This window comes from Desemzia sp. AGC72 (assembly GCF_057334175.1).
This window is the reverse complement of record NZ_JBHFIG010000001.1, coordinates 13936-28811: the sequence shown is the minus strand read 5'-3', so window position 1 is coordinate 28811 and position 14876 is coordinate 13936. Positions and strand designations below refer to the sequence as shown.

The 14876-nt window shown below is 36.4% G+C and carries 12 protein-coding genes; all 12 read right to left on the bottom strand.

Annotated features, from left to right (window positions below; translation table 11 throughout):
• Window positions 1-231: 231 nt before the first annotated feature.
• The 12 genes from ACE025_RS00115 to dnaN all read right to left on the bottom strand — a co-directional run bounded on the left by ACE025_RS00115 (window position 232) and on the right by dnaN (window position 14742).
• Window positions 232-1524 (bottom strand): adenylosuccinate synthase, encoded by a 1293-nt coding sequence (locus ACE025_RS00115; RefSeq protein ID WP_485936223.1) that lies wholly within the window; start codon window positions 1522-1524, stop codon window positions 232-234.
• 187 nt (window positions 1525-1711) lie between these two features.
• Window positions 1712-3094, bottom strand: a complete 1383-nt coding sequence (gene dnaB / locus ACE025_RS00110) for a replicative DNA helicase (RefSeq protein ID WP_485936221.1) — start codon at window positions 3092-3094, stop codon at window positions 1712-1714.
• A gap of 214 nt (window positions 3095-3308) precedes the next feature.
• Entirely contained in the window at window positions 3309-3761 is a 453-nt protein-coding gene (gene rplI / locus ACE025_RS00105; protein WP_485936219.1) for a 50S ribosomal protein L9, read from the bottom strand.
• Window positions 3758-5791 (bottom strand): DHH family phosphoesterase, encoded by a 2034-nt coding sequence (locus tag ACE025_RS00100; RefSeq protein WP_485936217.1) that lies wholly within the window; start codon window positions 5789-5791, stop codon window positions 3758-3760. Before ACE025_RS00100 ends, rplI begins: the two co-directional genes overlap by 4 nt.
• Window positions 5792-6064: 273 nt before the next feature.
• Entirely contained in the window at window positions 6065-6301 is a 237-nt protein-coding gene (rpsR, locus tag ACE025_RS00095) for a 30S ribosomal protein S18 (protein WP_485936215.1), read from the bottom strand.
• Between the two features lie 27 nt (window positions 6302-6328).
• Entirely contained in the window at window positions 6329-6844 is a 516-nt protein-coding gene (ssb, locus tag ACE025_RS00090) for a single-stranded DNA-binding protein (RefSeq protein ID WP_485936213.1), read from the bottom strand.
• A gap of 42 nt (window positions 6845-6886) precedes the next feature.
• Window positions 6887-7186: a 30S ribosomal protein S6 gene (gene rpsF, locus ACE025_RS00085; RefSeq protein WP_485936211.1), complete on the bottom strand. Its 300-nt coding sequence runs from the start codon at window positions 7184-7186 to the stop codon at window positions 6887-6889.
• Between the two features lie 250 nt (window positions 7187-7436).
• Entirely contained in the window at window positions 7437-9944 is a 2508-nt protein-coding gene (gyrA, locus tag ACE025_RS00080) for a DNA gyrase subunit A (protein WP_485936750.1), read from the bottom strand.
• 73 nt (window positions 9945-10017) lie between these two features.
• Window positions 10018-11955 carry a DNA topoisomerase (ATP-hydrolyzing) subunit B gene (gene gyrB / locus ACE025_RS00075; RefSeq protein WP_485936209.1) on the bottom strand — a complete coding sequence of 646 codons (1938 nt, stop codon included), beginning with the start codon at window positions 11953-11955 and terminating at the stop codon, window positions 10018-10020.
• A 2-nt stretch (window positions 11956-11957) separates the two neighbouring features.
• Window positions 11958-13079 carry a DNA replication/repair protein RecF gene (gene recF, locus ACE025_RS00070; protein ID WP_485936207.1) on the bottom strand — a complete coding sequence of 374 codons (1122 nt, stop codon included), beginning with the start codon at window positions 13077-13079 and terminating at the stop codon, window positions 11958-11960.
• Window positions 13079-13327 carry a S4 domain-containing protein YaaA gene (gene yaaA / locus ACE025_RS00065; protein ID WP_485936205.1) on the bottom strand — a complete coding sequence of 83 codons (249 nt, stop codon included), beginning with the start codon at window positions 13325-13327 and terminating at the stop codon, window positions 13079-13081. The genes recF and yaaA overlap by 1 nt, the downstream gene beginning before the upstream one ends.
• Before the next feature lie 272 nt (window positions 13328-13599).
• Entirely contained in the window at window positions 13600-14742 is a 1143-nt protein-coding gene (dnaN, locus tag ACE025_RS00060) for a DNA polymerase III subunit beta (protein WP_485936203.1), read from the bottom strand.
• Window positions 14743-14876 lie beyond the last annotated feature (134 nt).

The following is a 14876-nucleotide window of genomic DNA, read 5'->3' as shown; positions in this document are numbered from 1 at the left end:
ATTTTATTACCAGAAGAGCTTGCTTCGTTCGAACAGCTTGTCATAAAAATTGAAAAAAACGCTATACAGACAATCAAATATTTTGTGATTTTCAACAGCAGCACCCCTTTACTAAGTAGAAGCTTGCTAGCAAATCAACCTTAAATAAAATACACTTGCAATTTTATTTAAGGTCAAAATATTCGATAATCCATAATATTAATAAAAGAATTTGTTTTTATTCCTATTATCTTATCCTTCAGACCAAATATCTTCTAAAATATTCGTTTGTTCACGACCTGGTCCTACTGAGAAAGTAGAAATACGAACACCGACCAAATCAGAGATACGTTTTACATAATTACGAGCATTTTCTGGCAATTCTTCTAAAGAACGACAGTTAGTAATGTCTTCATCCCAACCTGGTAATTCTTCATAAATTGGTGTGCATTCTGACAGCTCTTTTAGGCTTGCTGGATAATGTAAGATTTTTTCGCCATTGCGCTCATAAGCTGTACAAATTTTAACAGTGTCCAAGCCACTTAACACATCGATAGAGTTTAAAGACAGATTCGTAATACCTGAAACGCGTTTTGAATGACGCATCACCACAGCATCAAACCATCCAATACGACGCGGACGTCCAGTTGTTGTACCGTATTCTTTTCCGATATCTCGAATTCTTTGGCCGATTTCATCATGCAGCTCAGTAGGGAAGGGACCGTCTCCTACACGAGACGTATAAGCTTTACATACACCAACTACTTTATTGACTTTTGATGGACCGACTCCGCTTCCTATAGTAACTCCGCCTGCTACAGGATTAGAAGAAGTCACAAATGGATATGTCCCTTGATCAATGTCCAACATAACCCCTTGCGCGCCTTCAAATAACACATTTTTTCCTGCATCTAATGCCTCGTTCAAAATCACCGAAGTATCTGTCACGTATTGTTTGATCTCTTGACCATATTGATAGTACTCTTCAAAGACGTCTTCAAAAGCAATCTCTGTTGAGTCGTACATTTTAGTAAACATACGATTTTTCTCTTCTAAATTTCTGCGCAATTGTTCCTCAAATAATTCTTTATCTAATAAATCAGCAATACGGATTCCTACACGTGAAACTTTGTCCATATAAGCTGGACCGATTCCTTTGATAGTAGTTCCAATCTTGTTGTCGCCTTTAGATTCTTCTTGCAATTGATCTAACTGAATATGATAAGGCAGTATGACATGAGCACGATCTGATATCCGTAAGTTATCTGTACTTATTCCTCTTTCATGCAAATAAGCCAACTCTTTAATAAGAGCTTTAGGATTCACAACTACTCCATTTCCTATTACGCTGATTTTTTTCGAAGAGAAAATTCCAGAAGGTATCAGATGAAGTTTATATGTTACTCCACCAAATACAATGGTGTGTCCTGCATTATCTCCACCTTGATAACGAGCAATCACTTCAGCATTTTCACTTAAGAAATCTGTAATTTTCCCTTTACCTTCATCGCCCCATTGCGTACCAACCACTACTACAGAAGACATATAAACACCTCATTCATATTTTTAAAAATCCTTTAGTAGTGTACCAAGAAAGAAGATACTATTCAATAAAAAAACGAATATTAACTTTTTTTTATACAAAAAAAACATTCAAAGACGAACTATTTTTAAATAAACAAAATAAAAAAAGCTTATAAACGAACTTACATATTCGTTTATAAGCTTTCTATTATTGTGAGATAGCACCTTCAGGGTAGTACGATAAGGAAGAAAATTTATTGTATTCTTTAATAAACAATAACTTGACCGTCCCTCTGGCTCCACTTCTGTTTTTTTCAATAATGACCTCGATAACATTGTCTTCATCTGCTTCATTATCTTCATCATTCTCTTGTCCTTCTCGATCGTAATAATCATCACGGTAAAGAAAGGCTACAATATCTGCATCCTGTTCAATAGATCCGGATTCTCGAATATCACTTAAAACAGGTCTTTTATCTTGTCTTTGTTCTACTCCACGAGATAATTGAGATAAAGCAATAACAGGAACTTTCAATTCTTTAGCCAATTTTTTCAATTGACGAGAAATCTCCGATACTTCTTGCTGACGGCTTTCTTTGCCTGTCCCTTCGATCAATTGAAGGTAATCAATTAAAATAAGTCCCAAATTGCCTTTTTCTTGTTTTAATCGTCGACATTTTGCTCTGATTTCTGCTACACGTATACCTGGGGTATCATCAATATAAATACTCGCCTTAGACAAACTCCCCATAGCAATAATCAAACTTTGCCACTCTTCTTCTGTTAGATTACCCGTTCTTAAATGACTGGCATCTATGCTGCCTTCAGAACACAACATACGGTTAACAAGTGATTCAGCACCCATTTCCAAACTGAAAATAGCTACAGTTTCATCTGTTTTTGTTCCGACATTCTGCGCAATATTCAAAGCAAATGCCGTTTTCCCAACAGCCGGTCTGGCTGCAAGGATGATCAATTCTTCTTTTTGCAATCCAGCGGTCATCTTATCCAATAATTTATAACCAGTCGGCAAACCTGTAATTTCTTCATTATTTTGATACAACTGATCTATTTGAGCCACCGTAGAATTCAAGACGTCTGAAATGGACAAAAAACCAGTCCTGCTTCGTCTTTCAGAAACTTCTAAGATACTTCTTTCAGCATCATCTAAAATCGAAGCAACCTCATCAGATTCTTCATATCCTTTAGCCACAATTTCTGTAGCTGTATGGATCAGATTTCTTAAAATAGATTTTTGTTCAACAATTTTCGCGTAATACTCCATATTAGCTGCAGTAGGTACTGCAACCGCTAAGTCCGCTAAGTAAGGAATCCCACCAACATCTTCTAATTGATTTTTTGATTCCAACGCATTTGTAACGGTAACGATATCAATAGCTTCATTTTCATCATTCAAATCCATCATCACTTGGAAAATCAACTGATGCCCGCGTCGATAAAAATCTTTCGCTTCAATAAACTCTAAAGCTCCTACTAATGTATCAGCATCTAAAAAGATCGATCCTAATACAGCTTGTTCAGCTTCAATACTTTGTGGTGGTAAACGGTCTTGGAATGCTTCATTTGCCAAGTTTTTCTACTTCCTTTCAAACACATAAGAAATCTTATTTCCTATCCGATGTTTTCTGTCATTATTCTAACTCAAAAGAATTAAGAATACAATTTAATACAGCGAACACTTGTTCAGTTTTTTTTTACAACTTAACTATTTTGCCACAAGACAAACTAAGCTAGCCAAAATATGATTTAGGCTAGCTTAGTCTTACAATTATTTATTCCGTTTCTTATTCAGGTACTACTCGAACAGTGATTTCTGCTACAACTTCAGGATGGATTTTAACGTCCATTGTTTGAGTTCCCAGCGAACGCATCGGAACATTTAATTCGATCTTTCTTTTATCTAATTCAACATTCAGCTGGCTTTTAGCTGCAGAAGCAATTTGTTTTGTTGTTACTGATCCAAATAAACGTCCATCATCAGCTGCTTTTGATTTAATCTCAATAGCGTTCTCTTCTTTTTCTAGAAAAACTTTCAACTCTTTTGCTTCCTCTAAAACTTCAGCTTCTTGTTTTTCTTGAGCTTTTTTCTTCCCTTTTAATTCACTTACACTAGAAGGAGTTGCTTCTTTAGCCAATCCCTTTTTGAAAAGAAAGTTAGAAGCATATCCATTCGGAACTTCTTTTACTTCTCCTTTTTTTCCTTTTCCTTTAACATCTTGCAGAAAAATTACTTTCATATTGTTACATCCTCCTTGGTCGAATAATGAGCTAATATAGCTTCATGAAGTAAAGTTTTTGCTTCACTGACTAAAATATTTTCTAATTGAGTAGCCGCATTAGATAAGTGCCCCCCGCCGCCTAATTCTTCCATGATCACTTGAACATTTATTTCACCTAAGCTTCGAGCACTGATGCCTACACGATCATCTTGTCGTTTGAAGACAACGAAAGCAGCATCTACATTAGTCATAGAAAGCATCGTATCCGCAGTTTGCGCTGCTACTACTGTATCATACTTTTTGTTTTCTTCTCCAGTAACAACTGCTATATTGTCTGTGACAAATTCCATTGATTCTATCAGATGACTGCGCATCAAATACGTATCAGCATCTTCTTTTAATAATCGTTGAATGAGTACAGCATCTGCTCCGCACGAACGAAGGTAACTTGCAGCATCAAATGTTCTAGATCCTGTACGTAAAGAAAAACTCTTTGTATCTACTACGATTCCACCCAGCATAGCTGTAGCTTCAAGCTTAGTTATCGCCTCTGCTTCTTGAGATTGATATTCAAATAACTCTGTGACCAATTCCGCTGTCGACGAAGCGTAAGGCTCTATATAAACCAATGCTGGATTATGTGGAAATTCTTCTCCTCGTCGATGGTGGTCAATAACAACTACTCTATTTTTATGCTTTAATAAACTCGGAGCAATTGCCATAGATGGTCGATGGAAATCGACAAGAATAATAAGCGTATTTTCAGTCATCATTTCTTCAGCAACTTCAGGTGTAATAATATAGCGGCTAATTTGATTATCTGTTTCTATTACTTCTAACAATTTTCCAATATCATGACTGTATTGTTTAGGTTCGACAACTACCCAAGCTTCCTTATTATTCATTTGAGCAATTCGCCTAATTCCTAAAGCAGAACCTATAGCATCCATATCTGGATTTACATGCCCCATAATAACTACTTGGTCAGCTTGTTTCATTAACTCTTGCAAAGCTTGACTAATCATACGGGAACGAACACGCGTTCTCTTTTCCATTGGATTTGTTTTCCCGCCGTAATACCGCATTTCACCTGAAAGAGATTTGATTACTGCTTGATCTCCCCCACGACCTAAAGCTAAATCTAAATTGCTTTGAGCCAAGCTGGCTAATTCATCCAAATTTTCATCCTCTTTATCTGCTTCAGTATAAGCAACTCCAATACTCAACGTTAATGGGATATTTTGTTTAGACGTTTTTTCTCGTATCTGATCGAGTATACTAAAATTTTCTTTTTCCATGCGTTCTAAAGATTTACGGTGCATAAATACGATAAAACGATCTTCAGAAACACGCTTCAAGTAAATTTTATGTTGCTTCGCCCAATTAGATAGTTGAGTAGTAATAAAGGTATTGATACTGGATATGTTTCTATCTGTCATTCCTTGTACGATTTCATCATAGTTATCCACAAAAATATTGCCTAAAACAAATTTTTCATCTTGGTACCTTTTCTTGATTTGACTATATTCAGAAATATCCATCAAATAAATCACTTTGATGTCTTCTTGAATAATAATTCGATAACTCTTATCTCCCCACACGATAGTGGATGCATTGTCTGCATAACTTTTTTGGATCAATTGGTTCAATTCTACATCGATTTCTTCAATCTTCTTCCCTAGTACTTCTTCTTGATATCCTATATGGGATTGAAAATATGGGTTTGTCCATTGAACTTTATACTCTTCATCAAATAGAATAATACCAATAGGCATTTTGATTAATGCTTCCTGCTCCCCACGTTTAATACGATAGGAAAGATCTTCAATATACTTATTGATTTTTTCAATCATTCTTTGCGAAAACACATAAAGCAAAGATAAGAAAACAAGAAAAATAATAAGCATCACAAGCCCAATGCTGATATTAGAAAAAAACCCTAACAAAATAATAACCAATTGCATTAAGACCAAAATCCCTACAGACATCTTAATGTTCTCGTTTCTTAAAAATTGAGGGAGTTTTTCATCTGTTAGTTTGCTTTTCATTTATAACTCCTTTTCCTTTTCATCTCTGATTATCGTTCCATTCTATTCTACCATTTATCTAATTAAGATACTAGAACGTTTCCAAAGTCTCCACGGAGTCTAAGCCTTCTAGAAATCAACCTGCTGCTCTTTTACGATCTCAATTCGCTTGTTGTAAAACACTATTTGTATTTGAATTAAAGCTTAAATGTTTCACATGAAACATTTGAAAATCCTACAAAAATTAAAAAGACCGTGAAGGTGTAAGCTCACGGTCTTTGAATACAGTTTTTTTTATTCAGCTGTGACGAATGGTAATAATCCCATAACACGTGCACGTTTGATAGCTTTAGTCAACTTACGTTGGTTTTTAGCATATGTTCCAGTAACACGACGAGGTAAAATTTTACCACGTTCTGAGATAAATCTTTTTAGAAGTTCGACATCTTTGTAATCTACTTTTTCAATGTGATTAGCAGCAAAGAAATCAACTTTACGGCGTTTTTTCCCGCCTCTGCGTTGTTGAGCCATTTCATTTCCTCCTTTAATTATCGATTATTAGAACGGTAAATCATCATCAGAGATATCAATAGGTTGTCCGCTTGATTCAAAAGGATCAGAGCTTCCAAAGTTTTGATAGTCTTTTGCAGGAGTTTGTTGGGATTGTGATTTATTCTGATTAGTATTAAAAGAATTAAAGTTATTAGAAGCAGGTGTTGATCCATTATCCTCTACTCGTCGTTGATCTGTAACAGATTTCGGTTCAAGCATTGAAAAATTATCTACTACTACTTCAGTAACATAAACTTTTTGACCTTGTTGATTGTCGTAAGACCGTGTTTGAATACGACCCTCTACACCAACTAATGATCCTTTTTTAGTGAAATTAGCTAACGTTTCAGCAGTTTTTCTCCAAGCAACACAGTTGATGAAGTCTGCTTCGCGTTCTCCACTTTGATTAGTGAATTGTCTATTAACAGCTACTGTAAAAGAAGCAACAGCAGTTCCATTAGACGTATATCGTAAATCTGCATCTTTAGTCAATCTTCCAACTAACACAACATTATTAATCACTACATCCGCTCCCTTCGAATTGTTTCACGTGAAACAATTAAATTAGTCGTCTTCTCTAACGATCATATGGCGTAAGATATTTTCATTAATCTTAGCTAAGCGATCAAATTCATTGATAGCCGCTGCATCTGTAGAAGTTAAATGTACGAGACGGTATAAACCTTCTCTGTAACCTTTAATTTCGTATGCTAAACGACGTTTCGCCCAGTCTTTAGATTCTGTTACCTCAGCACCATTATCTTTTAAAATGTTATCGAAGCGTTCTACTAAAGCTGTTTTTTCAGCCTCATCGATATTAGGACGGATAATGTATAAAATTTCGTATTTTGCTGTTTGACTCATCTTGACTGTCACCTCCTTGTGGACTTTGGCTCTTTTTTTTGCAAAAAGAGCAAGGAGAGTATTCTAACGAGTAGATTACTCACGTCTAATTAGTATATAGTTTTTTTTACAGATTGTCAATATTTTTGTTGGAATGTTTATTTTTTTATTTTTGTCAAAAAAAGGTACTGGAATTTTCCTCCAGTACCTTTTTGCATCTATTCAATTTCCTAACAATTACTGTGGTCAATAATTAATCTTTAACGATCCATTAGTCTTCTGTTTCGTTATCAATTTCATTGATAATTTCTGCATCTTCTACTTCTATTTCAACTGTATCAGCAGCTTCTGGACTAACCTCAGTATCTGTATTCAATTCAGAAATTACTTCTTCCTCTTCTTCTGGATCTACTTTAGCCATTGAAGAAACTAAGACGCCTTCTGCTAAACGCATTAGACGAACACCTAATGTTGCTCGACCAGTTTGAGAAATCGTTCCTGCGCCTATACGAATAATAATTCCAGAATTCGTGATCAACATGATGTCTTCTTCTCCATTAACAGTAGTCAATCCAACTAATTTACCATTTTTCTCTGTAATATTAGCTGTTTTAACACCTTTTCCTCCACGTCCACGAATCGCATATTCGCTTGCAGCTGTACGTTTACCATATCCATTTTCAGTAATGATCAATACTTCAGAATTATCTTTCAGCAGATCCATTCCTACAACAAAATCATTTTCTGCTACACGGATACCACGCACACCTCTTGCTGTACGTCCCATATTTCTTACTTTACTTTCATGGAAACTGACAGCTAATCCTTCGTGTGTTCCAATAATGATATTTTGTTTTCCATCCGTTACTGATACTTTCATCAATTCATCATCTTCATTCAATGAGATAGCTCTCAAGCCGTTGCTGCGGATATTTGCAAATTCAGTAACAGATGTTCTCTTAACTGTTCCTTTTCGAGTCGTAAAGAATAGGTATAGACCTTCTTCAGCTTTTCCTCGAACGTTTATGACAGCTTGGATGCTTTCACCGGAATCTATTCCCAGTAAATTGATAGCTGGGATACCTTTAGCTGTACGCCCGTATTCTGGAATTTCATAAGCTTTAGAACGATACACTTTTCCTTTATTGGTAAAGAACAGCAAAGTATCATGTGTTGAACACGAAACCAATGTTTCAATAAAATCATCGTCGTTTACACCCATACCTTGAACGCCTCGACCGCCTCGGTTTTGGATTTTGAATTCAGAACTTGCCAAACGTTTTACATATCCTTTATTCGTCAATGTAATCACAACGTTTTCTTCCTCAATCAAGTCCTCATCTTCAATACTTAACAACTCTCCGACCAATAGTTCAGTACGGCGTGCATCTCCATGTTTTTCTTGGACTTCAGCCAGCTCTTCTTTAATAATTTGGTGAACTCGTTCAGGTCTAGCCAATATATCAGTCAAATCTGCAATTAAAGCAGATAAGTCTAAGTATTCACCTTCGATTTTTTCACGTTCCAAACCAGTTAAACGAACCATACGCATATCTAAAATAGCTTGAGCTTGTTTTTCAGATAGTCCAAAACGACTGATCAATGTTTCTTTAGCTAAATCGGCTGTTTGTGAACCACGGATAATAGCGATGATCTCATCAATATGATCTAACGCGATTCTCAAACCTTCTAAAATATGAGCTCTTGCTTCTGCTTTTCGTTTATCAAAAGCCGTTCTTCTGCGGATAACGACTTCTTGATGTTTTAAATATTCTTCCAGAATGCTCTTCAAACCTAATACTTTAGGTTCTCCGTTAACAATAGCAAGCATATTGAATCCAAAAGAGGTTTGTAAAGAAGTCATTTTGTACAAGTTATTTAAAACTACACTAGCACTGACATCTCTGCGCACATCAATAACGATACGCATTCCGTCACGGTCAGACTCGTCACCTAGATCTGTAATACCTTCTAATCGTTTATCACGAGCTAATTCAGCAATCTTCGCTACTAATCTCGCTTTATTTACCATGTAAGGAATTTCAGAAACAATGATGCGTTCTTTTCCGTTTTTCAATATTTCGATATCTACTTTAGCTCGTAAAGTAATCGAACCTTTACCAGTTTCATAAGCTTTTCTGATACCGGATTTCCCTATAACCAATCCACCTGTTGGAAAATCGGGACCTGGAACAACTTCCATCAAATCAGCTGTTGTAGCTTCAGAGTTGTCCATTAATATTTGTAATGCTGATATAATTTCTGCTAAGTTATGCGGCGGGATATTCGTCGCCATACCAACTGCAATCCCTGTTGCACCATTTACCAGCAAGTTTGGAAAACGAGCCGGCAAGATCTCAGGTTCGCGTTCTGATCCATCATAATTATCGATAAAATCAACGGTGTCTTTATTCAAGTCACGCAGCATCTCCATAGCAACTTTAGACAATCGAGCTTCTGTATAACGCATAGCTGCCGCCCCATCACCATCGACAGAACCGAAGTTTCCATGTCCATCTACTAAAGGAGTACGGTAACTAAAGTCTTGAGACATCCGAACCATTGATTCATAAATCGCGCTATCCCCATGCGGATGGTATTTCCCCATAACGTCCCCTACAATACGAGCCGATTTTTTATAAGCTTTATCCGGCGTTACCCCCAGTTCGCTCATTCCGTATAAAATACGGCGGTGTACTGGTTTTAATCCATCACGAACATCTGGTAATGCTCTGGCTACGATAACACTCATCGCATAATCAAGGAAAGACTTACGCATCTCTTTCGATAGATTAATGTCTTCTACTTTTCCATCATATTGATTTTCTACCAATTTTTTTCATCCTCCTTGATTAAATGTCTAAGTTTTGAACATACTTAGCGTTATCTTCAATAAATTCTCGTCTTGGTTCTACGCGGTCTCCCATTAACATATCTAATACTTTATCTGCATCTGCTGCATCTTCAACCGTTACACGCAGCATTCTTCTATTTTCTGGGTTCATTGTTGTATCCCATAATTGTTCAGCATCCATTTCTCCCAAACCTTTGTATCGTTGGATACCTGGTCTAGGACTTGCCGGAATACTTGCCAAATAGTTTTCCAACTCTTCATCACTATCTAAATAAGCCACTTTTTTACCTTGTTTTACTTGGTATAAAGGAGGTTGAGCGATATAGACATACCCCGCTTCAACAACTGGACGCATGAAACGATAGAACAATGTTAATAACAATGTCCGGATGTGGGCTCCGTCGACGTCCGCATCAGTCATGATAACTAATTTATGGTAACGAGCTTTAGCAACATCAAATTCTTCTCCAAAACCAGTCCCCATAGCTGTAAATAATGAACGAATCTCTTCGTTTGCTAAAATACGGTCTAATGAAGCTTTTTCAACGTTCAATATTTTCCCACGAATCGGTAAAATAGCTTGGAAAATACGTGAACGGCCTTGTTTCGCAGAACCTCCAGCTGAATCTCCCTCAACAATAAACAATTCGCTGATCTCTGGATTTTTGCTTGAGCAGTCTGCTAATTTGCCTGGTAAATTACTGATCTCTAATCCGCTCTTCTTACGTGTTACTTCGCGCGCGCGTTTAGCTGCTAAACGTGCTTTTGCAGCAAGCAACCCTTTGTCCACGATTTTTTTAGCAACTTGAGGGTTTTCCATCAAGAACCGGTCAAAGTGTGTTGAGAACAAGCGGTCTGTAATGGTACGCGCTTCAGAGTTTCCTAATTTGGTCTTTGTTTGTCCTTCAAATTGAGGATCCGGATGTTTGATCGAAACGACAACCGTCAAGCCTTCTCTCACGTCATCTCCGCTTAAGTTGTCTTCGTTGTCTTTCATCAATTTATTTTTACGCGCATAGTCATTCACTACACGAGTTAACGCTGTTTTAAACCCAGATTCGTGAGTTCCACCTTCGTAAGTATGAATATTATTTGCAAAACTCATCAGATTAGAATGATATCCATCTGTATGCTGCATAGCTACTTCAACAGTGATCCCATCCTGCTCGCCTTCTAAGAAAATAGGCTCAGGATATAAAACTTCTTTGTTTTCATTTAAAAACTCAACATAACTCTTGATTCCGCCTTCGTAAAAATACTCAAGTTTTTCTTGTTCAGGATTACGTTTATCTTCGATCGAAATAAATAATCCGCGGTTCAAGAATGCTAATTCCCGGACACGAACAGCTAATTTATTAAAATCAAAAGTAGTAGTTTCCTTAAAAATTTGAGGATCTGGCGTGAAGTGAACAGTAGTCCCATGACGATCTGTTTCGCCAACTACTTCTAGTTCACTCGTGACTTTTCCTCTTGCAAATGATAAATGATATTTTTTTCTATCTTTGTGAATATATACGTCTAAAGCTGAAGATAACGCATTAACTACAGACGATCCTACCCCATGAAGTCCGCCGGAAACTTTGTATCCTCCGCCGCCGAATTTCCCTCCAGCATGCAAGATCGTAAATACTGTTTCAACAGCAGGACGTCCAGTTTTTTCTTGAATATCGACTGGAATCCCACGTCCATTATCTTCAACTGTGATACTTTCATCAACTTCTATCGTGACGCTGATTTGATCAGCAAATCCAGCTAAAGCTTCATCAATTGAGTTGTCTACGATTTCCCATACTAAGTGATGCAATCCTTCGCTGCTCGTTGAGCCGATGTACATCCCGGGACGTTTACGTACGGCTTCTAGCCCCTCTAATACCTGAATTTGACTCGCATTGTAATCTTTCGCTAAATCATCTCTGCTTCTTGTTTCCTCTGCCACTCTTATTCACTCTCCATTTCTACTTGTCCGTAATCAATGTTAAATACTCTTGGAGCTTCGATAAGGTTTTTCTCAATGCCGTCTAGACTTGTGGTCGTTAAAAAAGTTTGGACTTTATTTTGAATCGCCTTTAATAAATGTGTTTGTCTGCTGTCATCCAACTCTGATAAAACATCATCCAATAGCAGCACTGGATACTCACCGGTCATTTCTTGCATCAAATTGATTTCTGCCAATTTTACACTGAGAGCTGTGGTACGCTGCTGACCTTGAGATCCATAAGTTTGCACATTTCTTTCATTCACATAAAATTTCAAATCATCTCGATGAGGTCCAGTGAGTGTCGTACGCTGTTCCAATTCTCTAGTTTTATTTGTTTTATAGGCGTCCATTAGATTCAAATAATTAGAATCTTTATTGGTAGGATCATCTAACTGAATATTAGAATGGTACTGAATCTCTAATACCTCTTTTTGCTTAGAGATTTCTTGGTGGATAGGCTGTGCCCAGTTTTGCAATTGCTCCACAAATAAAAAACGCTCCGCTAAAATCGAAGCACCATGGGCTGCCACTTGTTCAGTTAACACCTCTAAAAATGTTAAGTCAGAAGCTTGTTTCATACTGAGTTGTTTCAAATATAAATTTCGAGATTTTAAAACATGCTGATACTCTACTAAATGATGAAGATACACCGGACTCATTTGACCTAATTCCATATCTACAAATTTTCTTCGTACAGAAGGCGAGCCTTTTACCAACGACAAATCTTCTGGAGCAAATAAAATCACATTTAAATTTCCAATATAAGAACTCAATTTCTTTTGTTCTAAATGGTTTAATCGAGCTTGTTTCCCTTTTTTAGACAATACAATTTCCAGCGGAAAAGAAGAATTTTTCTTTTGAACTCTCCCGCTGATTTTCGCAAAATCTTTTTCCCATTGTATCAATTCTTTATCACTGGAAGTTCGATGACTTCTAGCCATGGCCAGAACATAGATAGCTTCCATCAAGTTGGTTTTTCCTTGGGCGTTTTCCCCTAAAAAAACATTGATACCATCTGAAAATTGTACTTCAGCCTCTTGGTAATTGCGGTAATTAGTCAGTTTCATATCTTTTATGAACATTAGCGCGTTTCCTCAGATGTGTCCTCTGAAGTTTCTTTTTGGATAAAGTAAGTGCCTTCTCCCGGAACTTCAACGACAGATCCTGGATAAACTTTTTTTCCTCTGCGATCTTCCAATTCATTGTCCAGATATACGGTATTTTCAGCTAAAAAATGCTTCGCCATACCTCCACTGGAAATGATGTCAACGTTTTTTAACAATTGACCAAGTGTAATAAAATCTCCGTCTATTAAAATTGTTTCTTTCATCGTTTCACCTGCTTTTCAATAAAATAAGCGTGGAACGTAAAAATCCACGCATATCTCTTAATGTCTTACTACTATTATACTCTTTTTTTAAGTATTTTACAAATTTATCTTAAAATAAGCACGTTTCTTTCGATTTTTATTAAAAACGATGGAAATCGCCAAAAAGCATAAAAATAGCTAGAAACGGAAAATTTGCCTATATAAAACCACTTGCACAAAAAAACACTGTTTGAGAGGAATTGTCTCAAACAGTGTTTTTTTGCTGTTAGTTTTTAAAATGTTCGTACAGGTGTAATCAACTGAACAAATTCTTTTCCATCTTCAGAAGGTACGATCACAAATGGGCGGATCGGCGACGTAAATTTCACTAAAATATCAGATTGTCCAAAAGTACGCAGTGCGTCTTTCATATAATCTGGATTAAACGATAATTCAATCTCTTCGCCTTGGAAAGATTGGAAGTTGATCTCTTCTTGAACATTTCCAACTTCAGGAGAGTTCCCAGAAATCTCGACTTTATCTTTTGAAACAGATAATTTGACCACATTATTTTTACCTTCGTGGGACAACAATGAGGCACGTTCGATTGATCCCAGCAATGAAGTAGCATTAAATACTACGCTGGTAGAACTAGTATCCGGAATTAATCGCTGAGTTTCAGGATAAATACCTTCCAGTAAACGAGTGTAGAAATACAAGTTTTCTGTTTTAAATAAAACTTGGTTTTCTGTAATCATCATTTCTGCAGTTTCTGCATCCTCTTCAAGAATTTTTGATAACTCGATCAAACTTTTTCCAGGGATAATGATTTTGTATTTTTGTTGTGCTTGTTCTTCACTCATCGTCAAAGGAATGATTCTTTGGCTTAAACGATGACTATCAGTAGCAACAGCTGACAATGTATTGTTTTCAATAACGATATTAACACCAGTTAATATTGGGCGGCTTTCATGAGTTGATGTTGCAATAACTGTTTGAGAGATTACTTGTTTGAATAAATTAACATTCAAAACAAAAGACTCTTTACTGTCAATAACAGGCAAATGGGGATAATTGTTTGGATCTAGTCCATTGATCGTAAATGAAGCTGACGCTGATGTGATCAATGTTTGGAAATGATCTAATACTTCAATAGTCATTTTATCATCTGGTAATTTACGAACGATTTCATTAAAGAAACGAGCTTGTAAAATAATCCCTCCCGTTTTCATTATCTCTAATTGGTTTTTTTCATCTTCAACAGGGATAAATGCTTCGATTGAAATATCCGAATCACTACCTGTTAATGTAAGTCCGTCATCGTTAACGATTATTTTAACACCCGTTAGGATAGGAATAGTCGTTTTGGATGAAATAGCTCTTTGGACATCAGCCAAGCTGTTTAAAAAAGCACTTCGATTGATTGTAAATTTCATAAATTGAACCTCCGACTGTTTAATTTTAATAGAGTAATTACTTTAGTAATAGTAGTAGGGCTTGTTGATATTGTGGAAAACAGAAAATAAGCTTAGAAGCATAAGGTTTTCCACATGTTGATAACCTGTGGAAA

Coding starts and splice junctions, on each gene's coding strand:
- rplI (WP_485936219.1), bottom strand. CDS start 3,761: ATGAAAGTAATTTTTCTGCAAGATGTTAAAGGAAAAGGAAAAAAAGGA.
- rpsF (WP_485936211.1), bottom strand. CDS start 7,186: ATGAGTCAAACAGCAAAATACGAAATTTTATACATTATCCGTCCTAAT.
- yaaA (WP_485936205.1), bottom strand. CDS start 13,327: ATGAAAGAAACAATTTTAATAGACGGAGATTTTATTACACTTGGTCAA.
- rpsR (WP_485936215.1), bottom strand. CDS start 6,301: ATGGCTCAACAACGCAGAGGCGGGAAAAAACGCCGTAAAGTTGATTTC.
- dnaN (WP_485936203.1), bottom strand. CDS start 14,742: ATGAAATTTACAATCAATCGAAGTGCTTTTTTAAACAGCTTGGCTGAT.
- ACE025_RS00100 (WP_485936217.1), bottom strand. CDS start 5,791: ATGAAAAGCAAACTAACAGATGAAAAACTCCCTCAATTTTTAAGAAAC.
- gyrA (WP_485936750.1), bottom strand. CDS start 9,944: ATGCGTAAGTCTTTCCTTGATTATGCGATGAGTGTTATCGTAGCCAGA.
- recF (WP_485936207.1), bottom strand. CDS start 13,079: ATGTTCATAAAAGATATGAAACTGACTAATTACCGCAATTACCAAGAG.
- ACE025_RS00115 (WP_485936223.1), bottom strand. CDS start 1,524: ATGTCTTCTGTAGTAGTGGTTGGTACGCAATGGGGCGATGAAGGTAAA.